The sequence below is a fragment of the Aquimarina sp. genome (assembly GCF_977115655.1).
On record NZ_CDSBKO010000015.1, the window covers coordinates 1 to 19,483 of the forward strand.

General features: G+C 32.7%; 19 protein-coding genes. 2 read left to right on the plus strand and 17 right to left on the minus strand.

Translation table 11 applies throughout. The features are described from left to right. Window positions 1-163 precede the first annotated feature (163 nt). The 4 genes from ACZIYX_RS08320 to ACZIYX_RS08335 form a co-directional block, all read right to left on the minus strand. Window positions 164-1,174, minus strand: a complete 1,011-nt coding sequence (locus ACZIYX_RS08320; RefSeq protein WP_462681754.1) for a 4-hydroxyproline epimerase — start codon at window positions 1,172-1,174, stop codon at window positions 164-166. Then, entirely contained in the window at window positions 1,155-2,909 is a 1,755-nt protein-coding gene (locus tag ACZIYX_RS08325; protein WP_462681755.1) for a DUF885 domain-containing protein, read from the minus strand. Before ACZIYX_RS08325 ends, ACZIYX_RS08320 begins: the two co-directional genes overlap by 20 nt. Window positions 2,910-2,998: 89 nt before the next feature. Then, the gene (locus tag ACZIYX_RS08330) at window positions 2,999-4,582 is read right to left on the minus strand and encodes an aldehyde dehydrogenase (NADP(+)) (protein WP_462681756.1); all 1,584 of its coding nucleotides are present in this window, start codon (window positions 4,580-4,582) and stop codon (window positions 2,999-3,001) included. A 172-nt stretch (window positions 4,583-4,754) separates the two neighbouring features. Next, a complete protein-coding gene (locus tag ACZIYX_RS08335; protein WP_462681757.1) occupies window positions 4,755-5,684 on the minus strand; it encodes a dihydrodipicolinate synthase family protein in 930 nt (309 codons plus the stop codon). Between the two features lie 222 nt (window positions 5,685-5,906). Here ACZIYX_RS08335 and ACZIYX_RS08340 point away from each other — a divergent pair, with 222 nt between their 5' ends. Next, window positions 5,907-6,767 (plus strand): AraC family transcriptional regulator, encoded by an 861-nt coding sequence (locus ACZIYX_RS08340; protein WP_462681758.1) that lies wholly within the window; start codon window positions 5,907-5,909, stop codon window positions 6,765-6,767. Between the two features lie 45 nt (window positions 6,768-6,812). Here ACZIYX_RS08340 and ACZIYX_RS08345 read toward each other — a convergent pair whose 3' ends face one another. The 4 genes from ACZIYX_RS08345 to ACZIYX_RS08360 form a co-directional block, all read right to left on the minus strand. Beyond that, complete coding sequence (locus tag ACZIYX_RS08345) at window positions 6,813-8,024, minus strand: phytanoyl-CoA dioxygenase family protein (RefSeq protein WP_462681759.1); 1,212 nt, start codon at window positions 8,022-8,024, stop codon at window positions 6,813-6,815. A 155-nt stretch (window positions 8,025-8,179) separates the two neighbouring features. Then, entirely contained in the window at window positions 8,180-8,656 is a 477-nt protein-coding gene (locus tag ACZIYX_RS08350; RefSeq protein ID WP_462681760.1) for a DinB family protein, read from the minus strand. 81 nt (window positions 8,657-8,737) lie between these two features. Next, window positions 8,738-9,496, minus strand: coding sequence for a LytR/AlgR family response regulator transcription factor (locus ACZIYX_RS08355; RefSeq protein ID WP_462681761.1), 759 nt, complete (start codon window positions 9,494-9,496; stop codon window positions 8,738-8,740). Further along, window positions 9,486-11,444, minus strand: coding sequence for a sensor histidine kinase (locus ACZIYX_RS08360; RefSeq protein WP_462681762.1), 1,959 nt, complete (start codon window positions 11,442-11,444; stop codon window positions 9,486-9,488). Before ACZIYX_RS08360 ends, ACZIYX_RS08355 begins: the two co-directional genes overlap by 11 nt. Window positions 11,445-12,037: 593 nt before the next feature. Here ACZIYX_RS08360 and ACZIYX_RS08365 point away from each other — a divergent pair. Beyond that, window positions 12,038-12,325 (plus strand): hypothetical protein, encoded by a 288-nt coding sequence (locus tag ACZIYX_RS08365; protein ID WP_462681763.1) that lies wholly within the window; start codon window positions 12,038-12,040, stop codon window positions 12,323-12,325. Between the two features lie 196 nt (window positions 12,326-12,521). Here the strand turns inward: ACZIYX_RS08365 and ACZIYX_RS08370 are convergent, their stop codons facing one another. From ACZIYX_RS08370 to ACZIYX_RS08410, 9 genes are all read right to left on the minus strand, one after another. Next, window positions 12,522-13,070: a DinB family protein gene (locus ACZIYX_RS08370; protein WP_462681764.1), complete on the minus strand. Its 549-nt coding sequence runs from the start codon at window positions 13,068-13,070 to the stop codon at window positions 12,522-12,524. A gap of 51 nt (window positions 13,071-13,121) precedes the next feature. Then, a complete protein-coding gene (locus ACZIYX_RS08375; RefSeq protein ID WP_462681765.1) occupies window positions 13,122-13,658 on the minus strand; it encodes a Crp/Fnr family transcriptional regulator in 537 nt (178 codons plus the stop codon). A gap of 30 nt (window positions 13,659-13,688) precedes the next feature. Further along, window positions 13,689-14,654, minus strand: coding sequence for a T9SS type B sorting domain-containing protein (locus tag ACZIYX_RS08380; RefSeq protein WP_462681766.1), 966 nt, complete (start codon window positions 14,652-14,654; stop codon window positions 13,689-13,691). Window positions 14,655-15,010: 356 nt separating this feature from the next. Further along, window positions 15,011-16,780 carry a MutS-related protein gene (locus ACZIYX_RS08385; protein WP_462681767.1) on the minus strand — a complete coding sequence of 590 codons (1,770 nt, stop codon included), beginning with the start codon at window positions 16,778-16,780 and terminating at the stop codon, window positions 15,011-15,013. A 116-nt stretch (window positions 16,781-16,896) separates the two neighbouring features. Then, complete coding sequence (locus ACZIYX_RS08390; RefSeq protein WP_462681768.1) at window positions 16,897-17,253, minus strand: MmcQ/YjbR family DNA-binding protein; 357 nt, start codon at window positions 17,251-17,253, stop codon at window positions 16,897-16,899. 3 nt (window positions 17,254-17,256) lie between these two features. Beyond that, window positions 17,257-17,664 carry a GNAT family N-acetyltransferase gene (locus ACZIYX_RS08395; protein ID WP_462681769.1) on the minus strand — a complete coding sequence of 136 codons (408 nt, stop codon included), beginning with the start codon at window positions 17,662-17,664 and terminating at the stop codon, window positions 17,257-17,259. A gap of 6 nt (window positions 17,665-17,670) precedes the next feature. After that, complete coding sequence (locus ACZIYX_RS08400; RefSeq protein ID WP_462681770.1) at window positions 17,671-18,288, minus strand: DUF4230 domain-containing protein; 618 nt, start codon at window positions 18,286-18,288, stop codon at window positions 17,671-17,673. A gap of 1 nt (window position 18,289) precedes the next feature. Next, window positions 18,290-18,646, minus strand: a complete 357-nt coding sequence (locus ACZIYX_RS08405) for a DUF4260 domain-containing protein (RefSeq protein ID WP_462681771.1) — start codon at window positions 18,644-18,646, stop codon at window positions 18,290-18,292. Between the two features lie 2 nt (window positions 18,647-18,648). Beyond that, window positions 18,649-19,395, minus strand: coding sequence for a cyclase family protein (locus ACZIYX_RS08410; RefSeq protein WP_462681772.1), 747 nt, complete (start codon window positions 19,393-19,395; stop codon window positions 18,649-18,651). Between the last annotated feature and the right edge of the window lie 88 nt (window positions 19,396-19,483).

The following is a 19,483-nucleotide window of genomic DNA, read 5'->3' on the forward strand; positions in this document are numbered from 1 at the left end:
TTTAAGTTATTGAATCTTTCCTTCCTTCTTTCATTAGATCATTAAATCCTTTTTTTCTTTAAGTTATTGAATCTTTCCTTCCTTCTTTCATTAGATCATTAAATCCTTTTTTCCTTCTTTCATTAAATCCTTTTTTCTTTAAATCATGTCCTGCAAACAATATCTAAATAACCTGAAAACCATGTGCATAAGGGTCATCATCTTCGTCTATGATAATAGTATTATACCCATACACCTTTGCCCATCCCTGTATACTTGGTATTATGGCTTTTATACCGGCTAATTCTGTTTCTTCTTCAATTCTACCTATAAATGTACTGCCTATATAACTTTCATGAATAAATTCCTCTCCTTTTTTTAGTTTTCCTTTGGCATGTAGTTGCGCAATTCTGGCAGAAGTTCCTGTTCCGCATGGAGAGCGATCAATAGCTTTATCTCCATAAAAAACCGCATTTCTGCCAGAAGAGGAGGGATCGATTGGATCTCCTGTCCACAGTATATGCGTTACATTTTTGATGGTATCGTTTTCTGGGTGTATAAAAGTATTTGGATACTTTTGCCCAATACGTTCCCTTACTACCTGAGAGTATTGTATTAATTTACTTGCAGTATAATTGTGTACCCCGCTAAAGTTTTTTTGCGGATCAATGATTGCATAAAAATTACCACCATAAGCAACATCAAAAGTAAGCTCTCCCAGTTCCGGGCAATCTATAGTCAATCCTTCTGCTGCCAGATAAGATTTTACGTTTTTAAGTTTTACCCAATCCACTTTTTTACCAGTTTGTTGGTACTCTATTTCTACCAGACCTGCGGGGGCTTCCATTCTAATTCTACCCGGGGTTTTTGGTACGACTAATTCTTCTTCGATAGCGATGGTTATTGTTCCTATAGTGCCATGACCACACATGGGTAAACAACCGGAGGTTTCTATAAATAATATAGCAAAATCATTATCGGGATGATGGGGTTCAAAAAGAAAACTACCACTCATCATATCGTGTCCCCGGGGTTCAAACATTAATCCTTTTCTGATCCAATCATATTCGGCAAGAAAATGCTGCCGTTTTTCACTCATTGTTTTTCCAACCAGATTGGGTCTTCCTGTGGTAACTACCCGTACCGGGTTTCCACAGGTATGTGCATCAATACATTTATAGAGATTTCTTGCCATTTTTTGTCTTTTCAATATATCTGTTAATTCTATTTTCTAAAATAGAAAGTGTTACGGTTCCTTGTTCTAAGATTGTTTCATGAAACTCTCTGATGTCAAATTTATCTTTTAGCTCTGTTTCTGCTTTTTTACGAAGCTCTCTTATTTTTAATTCTCCGATTTTATAAGATAAAGCTTGACCGGGCCAAGAAATATACCGGTCTGTTTCTGTATGTATTTCATGTATGGATAATGCGGTATTGGATGCCATAAATTCGATAACCTGTTCTCTGGTCCAGTTTTTGGCATGAATACCGGTATCCACAACTAATCTGCAGGCTCGCCACATTTCATAGGTTAATTTTCCAAAATGCTCATAAGGAGTAGTATACATCCCCATTTCTTCTGCCAAAAATTCTGAATATAATCCCCAGCCTTCTCCATAAGCAGACAAGTACAAATCTTTTCTAAATTGAGGTATGCTATCCCCAAGCTCGTTATTTAAACTGCCTTGCAGGTGATGCCCGGGTACGGCCTCATGTACGGTTAGTGCGGGTAATGTGTATAGCATTCTGCTTGGTAAATCATACGTGTTTACCCAATAATAACCGGGTTCTGTACTATTAGCTTCTGTATCTATGTACCTGCCACTGGTATATTTTGGAGCAATAGCATCAGGAACAGCGGCTACGCCATACGGTTTTCTTGGTAGTGTTTTAAAAAAACGGGGGAGCTGCTCATCTGCTCTTTTTGCTATATCCCTGGCAATCCTAAGTAATTCTTGGGGGGTTTTTGCATAAAATTGTTTATCGGTACGCAAAAATGTAAAAAAGTCAGAGAAACTGCCTTCAAAATTTAGATCTTCTATGACTTGTTCCATTTGTGCCTTTATTCGGGCAACTTCTTTTAAACCTATGTTATGAATATCTTCTGCGGTATATTTTGTACTTGTAGTATAAAAGTCTATTCTGTTTTGATAGTATGCTTTACCATTAGGGGTTTTGGATATTCCCAGAGTAGTTCTGGTCTTAGGGAGATATTCTGTTTCAAAAAATGTTTTTATGGTTTTAAACTCAGGAATAACTTTGTTTTTAATAACTTCCTTTGCTGCATGTAGTATAGAATCTTTTTGATTTTGATTTAAGGATTGTGGTAGATTTTTAAAGGGAGAATAGAAATAACTTTCTTCTGCATTTTCAACAATATGATCGTTATAAGTAGATTCATATCCATTAAAAATAACTCTGGGTTGCGAAACTCCTTTTTCAAGACCTTCTCGCAAATTTTTATAATGTTGCTCTGCAAATTCTGGTATTGCATCAAGAGTGTTCAGGTACTCTTTGACCTGTGTGTAATTAGTAAGCGGTTTAACAATGTAATTAAGATTGTTATGAAATCCAGAATCGGATAGCAGGGGATTTAAATAGCTTTCGAAAGTATAAAAATCGCTGCTTTGTTGTAAAGTGAATTTTAATAACTCCAGAGATATTTTATCTGTTTCTTTAAGCAGGGTGGTATCAATATTTTTAAGTTCTGTTATTTTTTCTTGTGCAAACTCTGCTTCTTTTTTAAAATATGCTTTGGTAAAAAGTCCAAGAGGGTATATTTTTTTATCATAGCCTTCTCTTTCTTCAATTTCAGTTATGATAGTATGTAATTTGGCTTCTTCAGGGATGTTCTTTATTTCTTGTTTGGGATTGTTACAACTACTATTAATAAACAAAAATAGTATCCCTGAAATTTTTAAAATTTTCATATCACATACATATTATAAATACCAGTTCTTATATCATTTGACTATAAAAGAATAAGAACTGGTATATTTTTGAGGATTAAGATAGAAAATTATATTTTTTTATCGGTATGTTTACCGTCTATTACTCTCAAAATCCCTAATGGATTTTCATTTTTAAGTTGGTCTGGCAATAAGTCATTAGGCCAGCTTTGATAACTAAAGGGGCGCACCCATCGTTTGATTGCATGAATACCAACTGCGGTAAACCTGCTGTCTGTAGAGGCAGGATATGGTCCCCCGTGTAACATAGCAGAGCATACTTCTACCCCTGTAGGAACACCATTAAAGATAATACGCCCAACTCTGTTTTGAAGGGCATTTATGATATTGTCTAATTTGGAATAATCAGATTTTTCAGCCAGAATGGTTCCTGTTAATTGCCCTTCCAGATTATTGATTATTTCTACAAGCTCTGCTTCGTCTTTACTTTTTACCACTAGCGAAAATGGACCAAAAACTTCTTGGTGCATTTTTGGGTTTGTTAAAAAATCAGCTCCAGAAACTGCCGAAATCTGAGTTGGAGCATAATTAGGTTCTACTTTTTCTTGTATAGCAGCAACTACTTCTACTCCGGATTGTTCTGATACAGAAGCTCTGTTCTTTATAAAATCTTTTTTGATATTTGGGTGCAGCATACATTGGGGGTCAATGGCGGTGGTTTTTTGACCCAGATCTTTGATAAAGTTTCTGGTTTCAGGACTATCTATAGTAAGTATAAGTCCGGGGCTAGTACAAAATTGACCTGTTCCCATTGTAATTGATCCTGCATATATGCCGGCTATCTCATTAGCCCTTTTAGCAATAGCTGCCGGAGTAATAATAACAGGGTTGATACTACCCATTTCTGCAAATACAGGAATTGGTTCTTCCCTGCTTGCAGCAAGGTTAAATAAGGCTCTTCCTCCTGTAATACTACCTGTAAATCCAACAGCTTTTACTTTTGGGTGTTTTACCAGGGCACTGCCAACAACTCTACCGCTTCCTGCAATATTAGAAAATACCCCATTAGGCATTCCTGTTTTTTGTGCAGCTTTAATAATGGCTGAAGCAACCAGTTCTCCTGTCCCGGCATGCATAGAATGTGATTTTACAATTACAGGGCACCCTGAAGCTAATGCGCTTGCCGTGTCTCCACCGGCGGTTGAATATGCCAAAGGAAAATTACTTGCAGCAAATACAACTACAGGACCCAACGGGATATTGGTTTTTCTAATATCTGGTTTGGGTGCTGGTTCCCGATTTATATTTTCTGTGTCGATTATATTTTCTCTCCAAGCGTCATCAAAAACTAATTCTGCAAAGGATCTTAATTGAAATATTGTTCTTCCCCTTTCGCCTATAGCTCTTCCTTCTGGCAATCCGGATTCTGTACAGTACATTTTGATTAATTCGTCATCAAGTGCCAGAATTTCGTCTGCTATTGCATTTAAAAATTTTGCTCTTTTGACTCCCGAAATATTTCGGTACTCTTTAAAAGCCTGATCGGCTAATGATACTGCTTCATCTACTTCTTCAAGAGTTGCTTCATAAAAATCACAGTCATTCTCTGTATTAAGTTTCGGATTGAATGTTCTATGAGAAACAGTTCCTGATGCGGATAATTTATTTCCTATATAGTTTTTGCCTGTTATCATGGTTTTTAAATGATTTAATTCCTCATCGAGGGTTTTAATTCTCCAGAGCTTGCTTCAAAAACGAAATATGCTTTTGAAAACATATCCGGTTAGCATGCTACGAGGTTATTGATTATAAAATGAGTACTTGTAAAAATACATAATGTATAACATTATGTATTGTGTTTAACATTTAATTTGTTACCACATTAAGTTCTTTGTAATCGGGCAAAACAGGTCTTGTTTCCAAGCCTTTTTTAATAATATCCAAAACTCTTTTACGTTCTTCGCCAACAAGAGGTAATCTTGGGGCGCGAACATTTTCTGTACCTATACCAGTAGCTACTTCTGCCAGTTTTATATTTTGTACTAATTTGGCATTTATGTCTAACTCTAGTAGTGGTAAAAACCAACGATAAATAGCTATAGCTTCTTTAATTCTTCCTGCTTTTTGAAGTTCATAGATTGCCACGGTTTCTGCCGGAAAAGCATCTACCAGCCCTGCAACCCATCCATCTGCACCCATTATTAAGCTTTCAAGTGCTAATGTATCTACACCGCTAAGAATTTTTAACCGATCCCCAAATCTGTTTTTAATTCGGGTAACGTTAGAAATATCTCTGGTAGATTCTTTTACAGCCTGTATATTGTCCAGTTTTAGCAACTCTTCAAACATATCCAGGGTAACTTCAATTTTATAATCTACAGGGTTGTTATATACCATTATTGGCAGGTCTGTACTTTGGGCAACTTCTTTAAAATATACCAAAGTTTCATAATCTCCTGCGTTATATCGCATAGGAGGGAGCATCATTAAACCGCTTGCACCATCTTCTTTTGCTTTTTGAGCGGCTTCTATAGCTCCTTTTGTGGTTTGTTCGGCAATATTGATAATAACCGGAACTTTGTTTTTAACGATGTCTACCGTGGTTCTTACCAAAATCCTTTTTTCGTCATCACTTAATGTACTGGCTTCTCCCAGGGTTCCTCCAAGTATAATGCCATGAACACCTGCTTCTAATTGTGCATCGATGTTAACTTCGAACATTTTTAAGTCTAAAGTATCTTCTTTTGTGAACTTTGTGGTCACTGCGGGCATTACACCTTTCCAATCTATTGTCATAATGATTTTTTTTTGCCAAAGATATTAGTAAACCCATGAAAGGGATATTGCAAAATTATCCAATACTGATACAATATTACCCTACATTAGTATCTTCTGATTATAAAATGAATAATATTGGTTATTTTCGATGCAGTAAAATAGCTAAGGGTGTATTTTACTTATATAAGTCAGGCATACAAATTTGATATATAAATAAACAGTTAAACAAAATGTGTATTGATGAAAGTTTTGCCTTTTAAAATACCTAAAACATCTACAGATACACTTATCGTTCAGGAGGATAGGGGTTTGATGTTTTATGATACTCTTCATCAGCATGAAGAGATTCAAATGTCTCTTATTGTTTCTGGAGAGGGGAGTTTGATAGTTGGGGATACTATTACAAATTATAAAGGAGGAGATATTTTGGTCTTTGGCAGTAAGGTTCCCCATGTTTTAAAAAGTGTTGCCTCTACTACGGATTCTTATATGATTTCTGTTTTTTTTACAGAAAAATCTTTTGGTTCCGGTTTTTTCGAACTTTCTGAGTTTAATGATATCTCTGATTTTTTTAATAGTTTATCTTATGGTGTTAGAGCTGTTTCTAAAAAGGAAGAATTAAAGGCACAATTTTTAGCAATTCAAAAAAAGAAATACCGGTTAGATCGTTTTGTGATATTTCTACAAATTTTAAAACTTTTTAGTAAAGCAGAGATACAGACGATATCGTCGTCTATTACCAGAAAAAAATATACCGATAATGAAGGAAAACGAATGGCTACTGTTTTTCAGTTTGTGATGAACAATTTTTATCGCGATATGAGTTTGCAGGAGGTATCTGGTATAGCCAGTATGACTCCCAATGCTTTTTGCAGGTATTTTAAACAGCGTACCAACAAGACTTTTTTTCAGTTTTTGACAGAGGTACGAATAGAGAACGCTTGCAGGATTATTTCTAAAAGACCAGATATTTCTATTACCGAAGTATCTTTTGAAAGTGGTTTTAAAAACCTTTCTAATTTTAACAGAAAGTTTAAATCTATTAAGGGAATTACCCCATCTAAGTACAGAAAAAAACTACAGGAATCTAATCTTGTTTAATCTTTGAATTGATGGTTAATTTGGGATAACTAAGTGTGATCGGTTTTATTTTGCAGGGTATTTTGCTATATTATTATTGGTTTTTGGGTGTTTTGGGTTACCACAAACAGGAATAGATGGTTCTTTGGTGATACTGTACGGCAGGTTGCCTTTTTTGGTGGGTAATTTTGAAATGGTTTCGTGCTTAAATATATGAACGTCTGATCGGGTATATCTTCCTGCCAAAGCTAAACGCACACAATCCTTTGATGTATTTGCATAAGATGCATGTGTGTTTAAAGAAGTAAAGATGATTGCTTCTCCTGCTTTCATTTCCAGATCTCTAACGATAACATTCTCAAAAAGGGAAGGAACTTCTTTTTTTATTTTTTCAAATACCAATTGTGCTTTTTTGAAATTACCAGTGGTATACCATATAGTTTTTAGGGATTTGATAATTTCAGAATAGGATAGCGACATTAAGTATCCAAAGAGATCATTTTGGATATTGGTAACAATCCTTTCAAAACGCCCATCTTTAAATGACCCTTCGATCATTCGTAAACATCCTGTTTCTTTGTTGGTATCTCTAAGTGCAATCCAGACAGATAATTGTGCTATTGCAGGGTGTGTAGGGGTGGTTGGTTCTAATTTTGGTTTTGCATCAGACTCTCTAAAAGTGCCTGTTTGATGCCAAAATGTCCCTTCTTGACCTGGTTTTTTTTCAAAAAATTGAGATCTCCAGCATAATATATCATCTCCCAAAATACTTTGTAAAGGTTGTGCTATTTTGGGATGAACCAAAACATCCCAAATCTTTCGGTATTTTGATCCCTGAAAAAATCCCAGATAATTAATAGAATAATCACCAGATGCTTTTAAAGAGTTTAAAATATCGTCCCCAAAAGCAGTGGTTTTATGAAAATGATTTTGAAAAAGAGTATCACTTTCATTAGCCAGATTTTCTGCCTCGTTTGTTGTTAATACTCTAAACGGGCCATGAATACCACTTTTTAAAAATTGTTGTATTTCTAATTCTGTAAGATAGTTTTCTCCAAACCCCTCTTTTCGTTTATTTCCTAAAGCATCAAAATTGCCTAAATTTTCATCGGTATTTGCCAATAAATCAAAACTGTTATTAAATACAGCTCTAACAGGTTTAAAAACAAACTTTAGGATTGTTATTGTAATGGCAGTACAATGTGTTTTTATAATTTGCAGGGTACTTAATTTTGTTCTTGCCCAGTAACTATTAAGGCTTTCATAGCAATCTGTCATATTAATATTTTATGTTTTTAATCTCTGATTGAAGGTTTGATTCTCGAAGGCTTGCTTCAAAAAAGAAATATAGTTTCGAAAGCATATCTGGCGAACTTACTACGAGGTTGTTTATTTTAACCTTCATTATAAGGTGAACTATTCAATCCATCCTTTTATTTTTCAGATTGTAATACCATTTTTTTAATTAAAGTAATTTGTCCTAAATGATAGTAACTGTGTTCTATCATTGCCTCGATATTTCTTTGGTATGTCCCATATTTTTTGTCTACAAATACTTTATCTAAATCTTCGTCGGGCATATCTTCAATACTATCCGCAAATTTTTCAGCATTATTCCACATAATATTTAGTAACTCTTCCCAATTTTTTTGTGAGGTAACAGGCGGCATATCAAAGCTGTATTTGTCCCTAATTTCCAGTGTACCTCCTTCAAACACGTTCAAAATACCGGCAATATAATAGTTGATATGAAAAGTAAGTGCTGCAATGGTGTTTAAAGATTCTATTTTGGTTGTTGCCTGACACCAGGTTATGTTGGTTAATTGATCCTTGTAATTAGTGTTGGCAATCCATACGCCATTTAAAATTACTTCTCTAAATCTATTTGCTATTTGTTTTGTTCGTTTCATGCTTTACTTTTTTATACAACAAAGGTGCAGGATAATGTGTTTGATATCTGCTATTCAATTTTTTTGGCAAGTAAAATATGGTTATAAAATATTTATTTTTTGGTACAAATCTTTTTTAAGGTTTTTAGAAATAGGTAAAGAATCATTATTAAGCATTACTACAGACCCTCCTTGTTCTTTACACAGGTAACTTACATGGTTTATATTGATTAGGTATGATTTATGGATTCTTGTAAAACCATAATCGCTTAATTTTTCTTCAAAATATTTGAGGTTTTTAGAAATAACTATTTCTTTTTTATCTTTTAATATAAAACTAGTATAATTTCGATTGCTCAAACAATATATAATAGAGTCTATGTCTATAACGTGTATTCCTTTAGAATCGGTAACAGATATTTTTGTTTTTATAGAGTTTATTTTTTTTTGAAAATCATTGTTTTCAATAATATTGATATTTCTTTTTTGTAAGTAAACTTTTTTTGATACTCTTATTACCGTTTTTATAAGTTTTTGTATTTCAATAGGTTTAAGGATGTAGTCAAATGCTTCATATTCATATCCTTTGATAGCATATTTATCATGAGCAGATACAAAAACAATTTCAAAAGGGATACTGTCCAGGGCATTAAGAATTTCAAAAGCTGTAAATTCTCCCATCTTGATATCCATAAATACCAAATCAGGGGACTGTTCGGATAATATATTGATAACCGATTTTTTATCATTAGCTTCTCCTATAATTTTTACTTGAGGGCAATAGCTCTCTAATAAAAGACGAATGTTCTCTCTGTCTTTTTTTGCATCGTCAAAGATTACACAACTTAATTTATTTCTCATATAGATTTAGATTGCTAATTATTGGTAATGTAACCTCAATTTTTGTGCCTTTTGATTTTCCTGAAGCAGGTGTGAGGTCGGTGATATTGATTTTGGCGTTTTTATATCCTAGTCGTTTTAAAATCATTAACCTTTCATTGGTGTTTTTGGTTGCAATAGAAAGGTGTTTTTGGTTAAAAGCTTTTTCTTTTTTATGGTTTATTCCTACACCATTATCTTTTATTTCGCAGTACACTGCGTTTTTGTCCTTTTTAAAGCTGATTTCTAACTTTTTATCCTTATCAGAATTTGTAAGCCCGTGAATGATTGCATTTTCTACAAAGGGTTGTATAATCATAGAAGGGATCATAGGATTGGTTTCAGTTAATTTAGAGTCAATAGTATAGCTTACTTCAATAGTATTGTCTAATTTTTCTAGTTCTAATTTGATATACGATTGGATGATTTTTAATTCATCTTTAAAACTGATATATACACTATTCGAATTATATAAAACATTTCTGATCAGTAATGATAATTCTGTCATATAATCATTTGCTTTTAGGTGCTCTTTTTTTAAGATAAAATTTTGTAATGTACTAAAAGAGTTAAACAAAAAATGAGGGTTCATGATAGCTCTTAGGGACTGTAACCTCATAAATGCCAGTTTATTCTCCAGCTTATAAAATTTCACTTTATTAGAGTGATTTCTAAGAATAATAAGGATGGTTGCTATCAACATAATGATACTAAGTATATAAAAGGAAAGTTGGGAATTAAAAACAGAGTTTTCCATTTCTTGATTCTTAAGTATCGATGCAGATAATTTTTTTTCCTTTTTTTTTAATTGTTTATTGATTTCTAAAACAGCTAATTTTTTTTTGAGTTTTTCATTGTGTAATATTGGATAAAAATGTTTGTAACTATCTAATAAACCAATTAGTTTTTCTTTTTCCCCAGTTTTTTTATACACCGTGTGTAAATCATTTAAAGTCAATAAAATATCCTCTGGGGCAGCTTCTTTTTGAAACTCTATTAATGCATTTTCATAATATTTTGCGGATTTAGAATAATCTGATAATTGAAAATAAATGGTCCCCATAGTATGAAGGATGGCACCATAATCATTTCGATAAAGCTCTATTTTATCAAAGTCTATATTTTTTTGCATTATCTCTAAAGCTTTTACAGGCATATTTTTTTCTACATAATACCATGCAATATTGTTGTGCAAGGAAAAATCATCAGCCTTGATTTTGTCTTGAGAATATGATTTTGCTTTCTGTAAATAATATAAAGAAGAGTCTGATGAAAAATAATTACTTAAGTTAATATATATGGATTTTCGAGATAAAGAGTCTACAGGCTTTGTCATCTTTAGTGCTTCTAGAAGCTTTTTTTTTGCAGAATCAAATTCTCCTATAGAATGAAGGAAAATTGATTTTGATATATGGATATCAATTATACTAAGCGTATCTTTTATTGTTTTTGAAAACAAATGCATGTCCTCATAAATTAGAAAGGCTTTTAAGTAGTGATACTTTCTTTTTTCTAAATCTGCGGAAATTAATTTTAGCCTGATGTAACAACTGGTATCTTTTTTTTGTTTACATAGCCCCATTAAATAACGGTTTATTTTTTCGGCTTTATCATATTCTTTTAAGCGGGCTCTGTAAATAAATTCCATTCGATATATTATTTTTTTAATGGATTGAAAATCATTATAATTTTTAGATAATTCGAGTGCCTTTTCTAAAGTGCTTGCCGTTTTTAAAAAGTCCTTGTTCTCTTCAAAAATCGATGCTTGGTTTTGTAAAAGCTGAACAGAATCAACAGCAGAGAAAGGAATTTTAAAAGAAGTATTATTGATCTCTTTTTGTGCATGGGTTTGTAGTATCCCAAACACAAAGAGCAAAAAGCTTATTCGTATACCACGATTAAGGATGGGGGAGATTAATCTTGTGTGCAAAATAATAAGGATTAGGTTTTTTGAGTATATAATTTGAAAGTCTTATAAAATTGAATTTTACATATATTATACGGAAGTTAGGTTATACTTTTAATATTTATGATTTTTTAAAATGGGTTTTATATAAACAGCAACAATTTTTTTCTTGAAAATAGATTAAATATTTTAAGGGTTTGTGATTACTATGTAAAATTTTGACAGATGTTACTTTAAATAAATATTCAAAAGAAAAAATAAGAAATTACTTTTACTTACCATAACAATACGTTTATGTTTTCTGTAATTTAACTTTTTATAAAGGATTTAACTCTTCGGGAAGATCTGGAAATTATTGGTTTTCAATAATCTGGTGTATTAATTATTTTTTAGTTGCAAAGCTTGGTATATTTTAATCCTTTATAGGGATTTAATCCCGGGGTTTGCCTTTTTGATGTTGATTTTTCTTTTAAATAAGCTTTTTTTGAAAATAAACATCTTTCTCATACAATCTGATATGCTTAATGTACGATTCTATATGCCTTTTGTACAAACGACATGATTGTTTTTTTGTTGTTTCTATACTTTAGCACCATTATTAATCTAAAAAAAACAATATGAAAACCAAACTTTTAACATTCGTTATGGCTGTAGCTTTTACAACAATAGCACAAGCCGATTGCACATTAACTACTGATTGTGATACAAGAACATATCAAGTAGACAGTATTAGTGTTAATAATGACGGAAAAACTATTACTGTTAAGGATGGAACAGGAAATGTAATTGATTCTTTTAGTTGTGAAGGAAGTAGCGTTAGTTCTAGCTGCTCATCAGGACCTGGAGGAGATTATGATTTCTGTGATACATTGCCAGACTTCTTAAAACCATTTTTTGGCTGCTAATATAGAGGCAAATTAATTTTTTCAAACATCTATTGATATCTTAATCAATAGATGTTTGTACATATATAAAATGACCAATGATAGTTTTTGATATCTTGTTTGGTCATAAATAATATCCCCATCCACAGATTTTCTTATTTATCTGAAGTAAAAGGAAATGATTTTTAGCAGTTAATTTCATTTAAGAAATTGTAGATTAATGATAATGCAGTATTTTATTTGCCTGTACTATATGTCTTTCATTATGATAAATAATAACCCTAAAGGTGTCGCCTAACTTTAATTTTATCCATTTAGAAATGCTTATGGAAGTTTTAATTGTATTTAGATTTTTATCTTTTGCGATGTTTAACAACTCTAAAGTTTTTTGCTGTTGTTGAATAAACCGATCGATATGGGTTTTATTTAAAACACTGTGAATAGGGTTTTTGTCTTTAAAAGTTTTCATTGTATTTAATTTTTCTTTTGGAAGCATGCTTTTTGCGAAGTAGTTCCCCAAAAAACCAGAAGTAAATATGGTAGCACTTTCAGTAGTAGAAGTTTCCATTCTTTTTTCTATTTCCAGAAGATAAAAATCTCCATATAAATTTAAATGCTCAAGACACTCTAAAATACTCCAACTCTCTGGGCTATTTCTTTTGTTTAGTGTAGCTATGGGTAGCAGATTAAATTTTTCTGCCTCCATTATGTTTTGTTTCGTTCTTTCTATTAAATTCTGAAGTAAATCTTTGGATGCTATTTTCATTGTTTTTTTTACAAATCTCTACATTTTAGCACATTAAAACATTGATTGAAATTAAGATTTTTTGATTCTTGAAAGTGTTTCCGGAGTCATTCTTAAATAGGATGCGATATATTTATTTGGTATTTCCTGAAAGAGTTGAGGGCTGCGTTGTAAAACCCGATAATATCTCTCTATGGGCGAATTGGTTAAGAGATCCCGTTCTCTTTCCATTTGCTGTATAACAAAATTTTCTAAAATTTTGTTCCATAGTTGTATATTTTCTGGCGAAGAGTTTATGAGTTTCATATACTCAGTTTTGTCAATTACTTTTAGCGTCGTTTTTTTTAGGGCTTGTATGTACAAATCTGTTGGGCTTTCTTGTATAAAAGAATCCAGAGCGGCGATAAGATTATCCTTATATCCAAACCGAATGATCTGTTCTTCGGACTTATCTACAATATAAATCCGTAAGCTGCCTTCTGTAACCAAATAGAGATTGGTATCTATGTTTCCTTTTAACGTTAGGTATTCGTTTCGATGTAACTTTAATTCACTACTCCACAAATTTTGCCTGCTTATTTGATCAATTAGATTTACAATTGGATGCATAAATAGAAAGTCTATAATGAGACAATAGTATTACAGTTTATAACAAGCTGGATTTTCTTCTGAATCCGTATCACTATTATAGCCATTAGTACTATCAAATTGTGTAGAGAAAGTACAATCCTGAAAATTATACATATTTATAGTTGGATTGGAACTATCACATGGTAAAGAGCATACAGATCCTTTAAATACTTCTGAAATATTATCTTTTGAGGTTACTGTTATTTCATAGTTAAAAGATTTTGCAACTATTCTGTCAGACACTTTTCCATCAAACCCATTTTCAGGGATTATATTACTAATATCATTCTTTAAAAATAAAGTTTCTCCTGTGTATTTATCAAACACTAAAAATTTATTAATCTTTAAAATATTAGAATCCGTAGATATCTGAAAAAAATCATTAATACCATCATTATCCGGAGTAAATGCTGTTGGAATGTATACTCTTCCTATTCCTAGTTTTGTATTTACAGGATCTGAAATGCAACAATTATTAGGAAATTGATTTCTTTCATCATAATCATCATCCTCCTTAGAAGTAGCTATAAAAGATATTGAAGATATTGTTAATAAGGAGTATGTAGCCAGCTTTTTCATTATATGACTGTTTAGTATAATCTCAAATTTTTTAACATTATCCAGTACATACTTTGTTAAAGGGATAACTAAAAAAGCTATGAAATCTGTATAATCAATTACTCTATTGATTTTAAATATTCCTATTTCATTAAAATAATTTATGAAAGGCTGTGAAAAGGCAGATTTCCAAAAAATAAAAAATGATACTGAAATCATAATTGCTTTTTTTGTGTTGAAAGGAAAAATGAACTTTAAAAACATAGGAAGTATTAATATACCTGCAAAATCTGATATTTTTCCAGTTATCCAGTTTCCAAAAATTGATTTTAAAACATGGTCATTGATAATTAGAATAACTAAGCCTATTACAAATACATAATTAAATATGTATTTTGTTTTTATCTCATTTCTCATTTTGTTTTTTTCGTATTTCTGATCAATTATATGAGTAGTCAAATTTACAGCTATTCTTTATTTTAAAATTAATAACACAAGAAAATGACATTCTTTTTTAAAAATAATAGATGTTTTTACCCTTTATGATAATCAATAGTATTGCATCTGGAAAGCTATAAAATCATCAAAAATTGAGAGTGCCTTTTTTAGTTTCTTTACAGATGTTATGCTTCCTAAGTATAACTTTATACTCCCCGTATAAGATATAGTTATCCCAGACTAAAAGTGATGGGTAAAGATGCGAGGAGGTCAAAAGTATCAAGTAGTTTCATCTTCTCTCACAAAATATTTTGTAGTATGCAAGATAGTATGTGTTACACAATCCCCATCTTTTTTAATAAAAACGAGGCATTCATGTTCTGGCAAACTCCATCCTTAAATTTATAGTCAAAATATAGTTCGTCGTTTATGATTTGTGCATCAAAAAAGCGGTTTTTTACTTGTGGTAGTTCTGTCGCTATTTCGCAAAGGCTTAAGTCGTGTGTTGCAATAATACCTGTTGCCTTGGCTTTAACCATTTTTTCTACAAACTTGCGGGATCCTTCTGCTTTATCTTTACTGTTGGTGCCTTTTAGGATCTCGTCCAGAATGATAAAATATTCATCGGTTTCCAGAGCGGTCACAATCTTTTTAAGTTGTGTTAATTCTGAAAAGAAATACGAGGCATCATCACTTAATGAATCTGACGTTCGCATACTGCTTATTAATTTAACAGGTCGATACTCACATCTGGTTGCGCAGATTGGTAATCCTATATTAGATAGTACAATTTGCAGGGCTACGGTGCGTAAAAAAGTACTTTTACCTGCCATATTAGCTCCTGTAATGATTAAAAATTGTTCTTTGTCGATAACCATATCATTATCTACTCTTTTGGCAGGATTAAGCATAGGGTGCCCTAATTGTTTTGCATTAAGTATGGTCGTGTTTTTGGTTATGGTTGGATATATATACTTGGGATTATTAAAAGCAAAATTGCCCAAAGAGTTATAGGCATCAAAAAAAGCAATTACCTCGAACCACTGTGCTACTTTATCGTGATTTTTGGTAATCCATTTTTCTATGCGGTAGCTTTGCAATAGATCCCAAAGGAACAATCCGTTGGCAAGAACTCCAAACAGCATATTGTTGCGTTGATCAAAAGCATTAAGGATGTCTGCAAATTGTTTTAGGATTAAGGAAGCTTTTTGTTTTTGGTCAATAACCAATTGTTGTTTTTCTTGTAATAGAGCAGCTTCAAATTTGGTGTTCTCTATTTTGTCTACGAGCTTGTAATATTGCTCAAAAGTATCTTTTGCCTGATTAGAGTTGCTGTATAAGGTGTTGATTTTTTTAAGTTGTGTTCCTGTAACACCAAGTCCAACAAAAAACCAGATTACGAACATATTAAAGGTAATAATTTCGACAAATAGCAATACTAATAGTAGTACTGAGATAGCAGAGACTATAGCAGGTAATATGCGCATGATTTTTGGTATCACCATAGTGTAGTTTTGCAGCCATTTTTGAATTACTGAAACAGAAGTGCTTACTTCTGCCAAAGAAGCAATGGCACTAAACTCTTGTCGCCACTTTGGTAGTATCGACATGTTTTTTATAGCCTCTTGCTTTTTCTCGATAGTATCGATAGTATTTGCGGTTAGTATTTTTGCCAGTTTATTTTTTCCTGCCAAGGTAGTTGTACGGTTGGTGTATTGAAAAAAAGAATGCTCCCCAAACAGATCGATATCGTGGCTATAAAAATGGGTTGGATCGGTATACTCACTGCCAGAGGATAATTTGCTTATATCGCCTTTAAAAACATCCAGTTCTAATTGATTGATGTTTAAAAGCTTTTCTAGCTTGTTTTTGATATAGGTAAGGTTAGAATGCCGGGTGACCAAATAAATAAAACCTATAGCTCCAATAACAATACTGCCAATAATAATCTGAGTATTAGGATATCCATAATATACCCCTGCGATTATGGCAAGAAAAACAGATAGTCGTATACTACTAGAAATTGCAAGTTGTTTTTTTACTTTTTTTAAAGATTGGCTATGTATTAAAATTTGGCTTTTATAAAACTCTTGTGGATTGTTCATATATGTCGTCGAAAAAACAGAGATTTTTATGTAGATAAAACGATTGTCTGCTTACAGAAGGTTTTTGTCTGCAAATTTGCCTTAAAAAAGGTTATGTTATTTCTGTTTTTTTAATTTTAAAGGTTATCTAATTCTTGTTTTAATTTTTTAGTTAGACCATTTACAATTAAGTCGTAAGAGTGGTCTATCAATTCCTGTTTAAGATTAGTCGATAAACTTCCGGAAAAGTTAACAGTATTCCAATGTTTTTTATTCATGTGGTATCCGGGAGCAACTTCGGGATGAGATTCTCTAAGTTCCAGAGCGCGATCCGGATCACATTTTAAATTTACACTAAAAGGGGTTTTTTCTAGCCCTGTTAAAGCAAACATTTTACCCATTACTTTAAAAACAAGCGTGCTTTTATCAAAAGGAAATCCTTCTGTAACTCCTTTTTTGGACAAGCAATATTCTCTAAACGTTTCTATATCCATTTTTTAATTAGTTATAAGTTTTACCATAATCTTGCCAGGGTCGGGGAGGGCTGTAAAACCAAATTGAGCGTATAGTTTGTGAGCGTCACTGGTTGCCAGCATCCATCTGCTAATATTTTGTAAATCCGGATGCTCCATAATGGCTTTCATTAACCGTTTAGCATATCCGTTTCCTCGTTGTTCTTCTATAATAAATACATCCATCAAATATCCAAATACGGCATAATCTGTTAATACTCTTGCAAAGCCAATTTGTTTGCTGTCCAGATATATCCCGAAACACACCGAATGTTCGATAGTGGTTTTTATTTGTTCTTTAGTTCTTCCTGTTGCCCAATATGAGCGGGTTAAAAATTCATGGATAAAGTCGATATCTAATTTTTCTTTATCGGTAGAAATAACTATACTCATTGTTCTTTATTCTAACTTTTTAATATCGGTATTATTGTTGTTCAAATATAAAGCAGAATAGTCTAATTGCCATCCTATAGATTCTGCAAGCGTTTCCATAAGGGAGATAGCGTCCAGGGCTTCTTTTTTTGCAGATTCCATTAATCCGCTTTGCGGAACTTTATCTTTGATAAATTGTTTAGCTTCTATATTGATTTCTGTAAGGTCGCCAGAGGTAAAAGGGTTTAACCAACCTTCTTTTTTATCATAAAATTTAAAATCGGTTTCTATGGTAAGAAGCGTTGGTTGTGGAAATTGACTAATGATAATCTTTTTGTTTTTTATATCACTTTCTATATTTATTTTAGAAAGGTCAAAGCCTACATGTGCTTTAGCATCGATTAGGATAAGTGCTTTTTTTCTTCCGGTTAGTAGTTTAAAAAATTTGTCTTTTACACTTTCGTAGTGGTAGATTTCTGCAAAATCCCCTTCGACAGTAACCAGTTTACAAACCCTTTTTATTTTTTCCATAAGAACAACGGATTGTATTTTTACAGAGGATTTGTTTTTTGCGGCATTAAATTTTGCAAAAATAAAGTAGGCAAGGATACAACCTGCGATAAGACCAATAAATAATAACTCCATTCTAATTCTTTTTTCCTAGATGTCCTAAGTGTGTAAATTTAAAACCTTTTTCGTATTTTAAACCATATCCAAAAATTCTATCGAACGAAGCGTGCGAAAAAAGCAGGATTCCTGCTAGTTGCAGCATTGTATTCGTATAAAAACCCCCGATACCATATATAGCAATTGCAAGTCCTTTATGATGAAATATGTTATAGAGTAATGCTCCTGCTTTAGAATTAACCAGATACCCTAGCATGCCAATGTCGGGGGCGAGAAACAGAGCTAAAAATAACCACCAAGGATAGGGTAATGCGCTGTATAGATATATTCCTAATACCAACATTGCAATTTCTTCTAATTGTAGTGTTGTTTTCATTTTTATAGTATTTTATATAAGATTGGTTTGCTGGGCGAAGCATCATTTTCAAACGAAGCAATTTGTAAATTAAGCAGGTACATGCCATCTGTGATGGTGTTTTTTACATAAATCATTTCTGTGATGGTTGCTTGATGGCGGGTTGCTTGCGGGTAGTTCCAGAAGGCTTTATGTGCTACTAGTTTCCCTTCATCTTTTTCTTTGTCTACCGATGGCAGGTCGATAAGCAGGTGTTTGACCCCTAATGTCCTGATGTAAACAGCGGCTTCTTCTGTAAGATATGGCCAATTGGTATGGGAGTATTGGGTATTGTTTTTTTCTTCGGTATTGGGTAGTGTTCTTATTATCAATGCTTCAGGCGAGGCAGAGGTTACTGCCGTTGCAATATGTTGTTTGGTGATGATGGTGTCTTCTCCTTGTTTTTGCGGGGTTACTGAAATGACTTCGGCAATAAAAAAAAACTGTGTTAGTGCGTTATTAATACTATAAAACTCTGGGGTAATGTGTCCGACACATTCTGTATGAGTGCCATGCCCATGGGGATTAAAGTATATGTTGTTAAAATTGGTAGAAGCTCCTTTGGATACTTTTCCTACCCATTTGCCATCGGTAACGGGTTCGATATTGGGTGCGCCGATATACCATGCGTTTACATTGTTTTTGGATGCTCTTAAAAGGATAGATATATCTAATGGTTTAGAAAGATCTACGGTATAGGATGTATGGTTGTGTGTTATGGTTGTAATCATAGTGTTTTGCGTTAGGGATAGAAGTGATATCCTTTTTTGTTTTTGTAAAAAACAAGAAAGATATAACGGATAGCCCGCTCGAACGCCC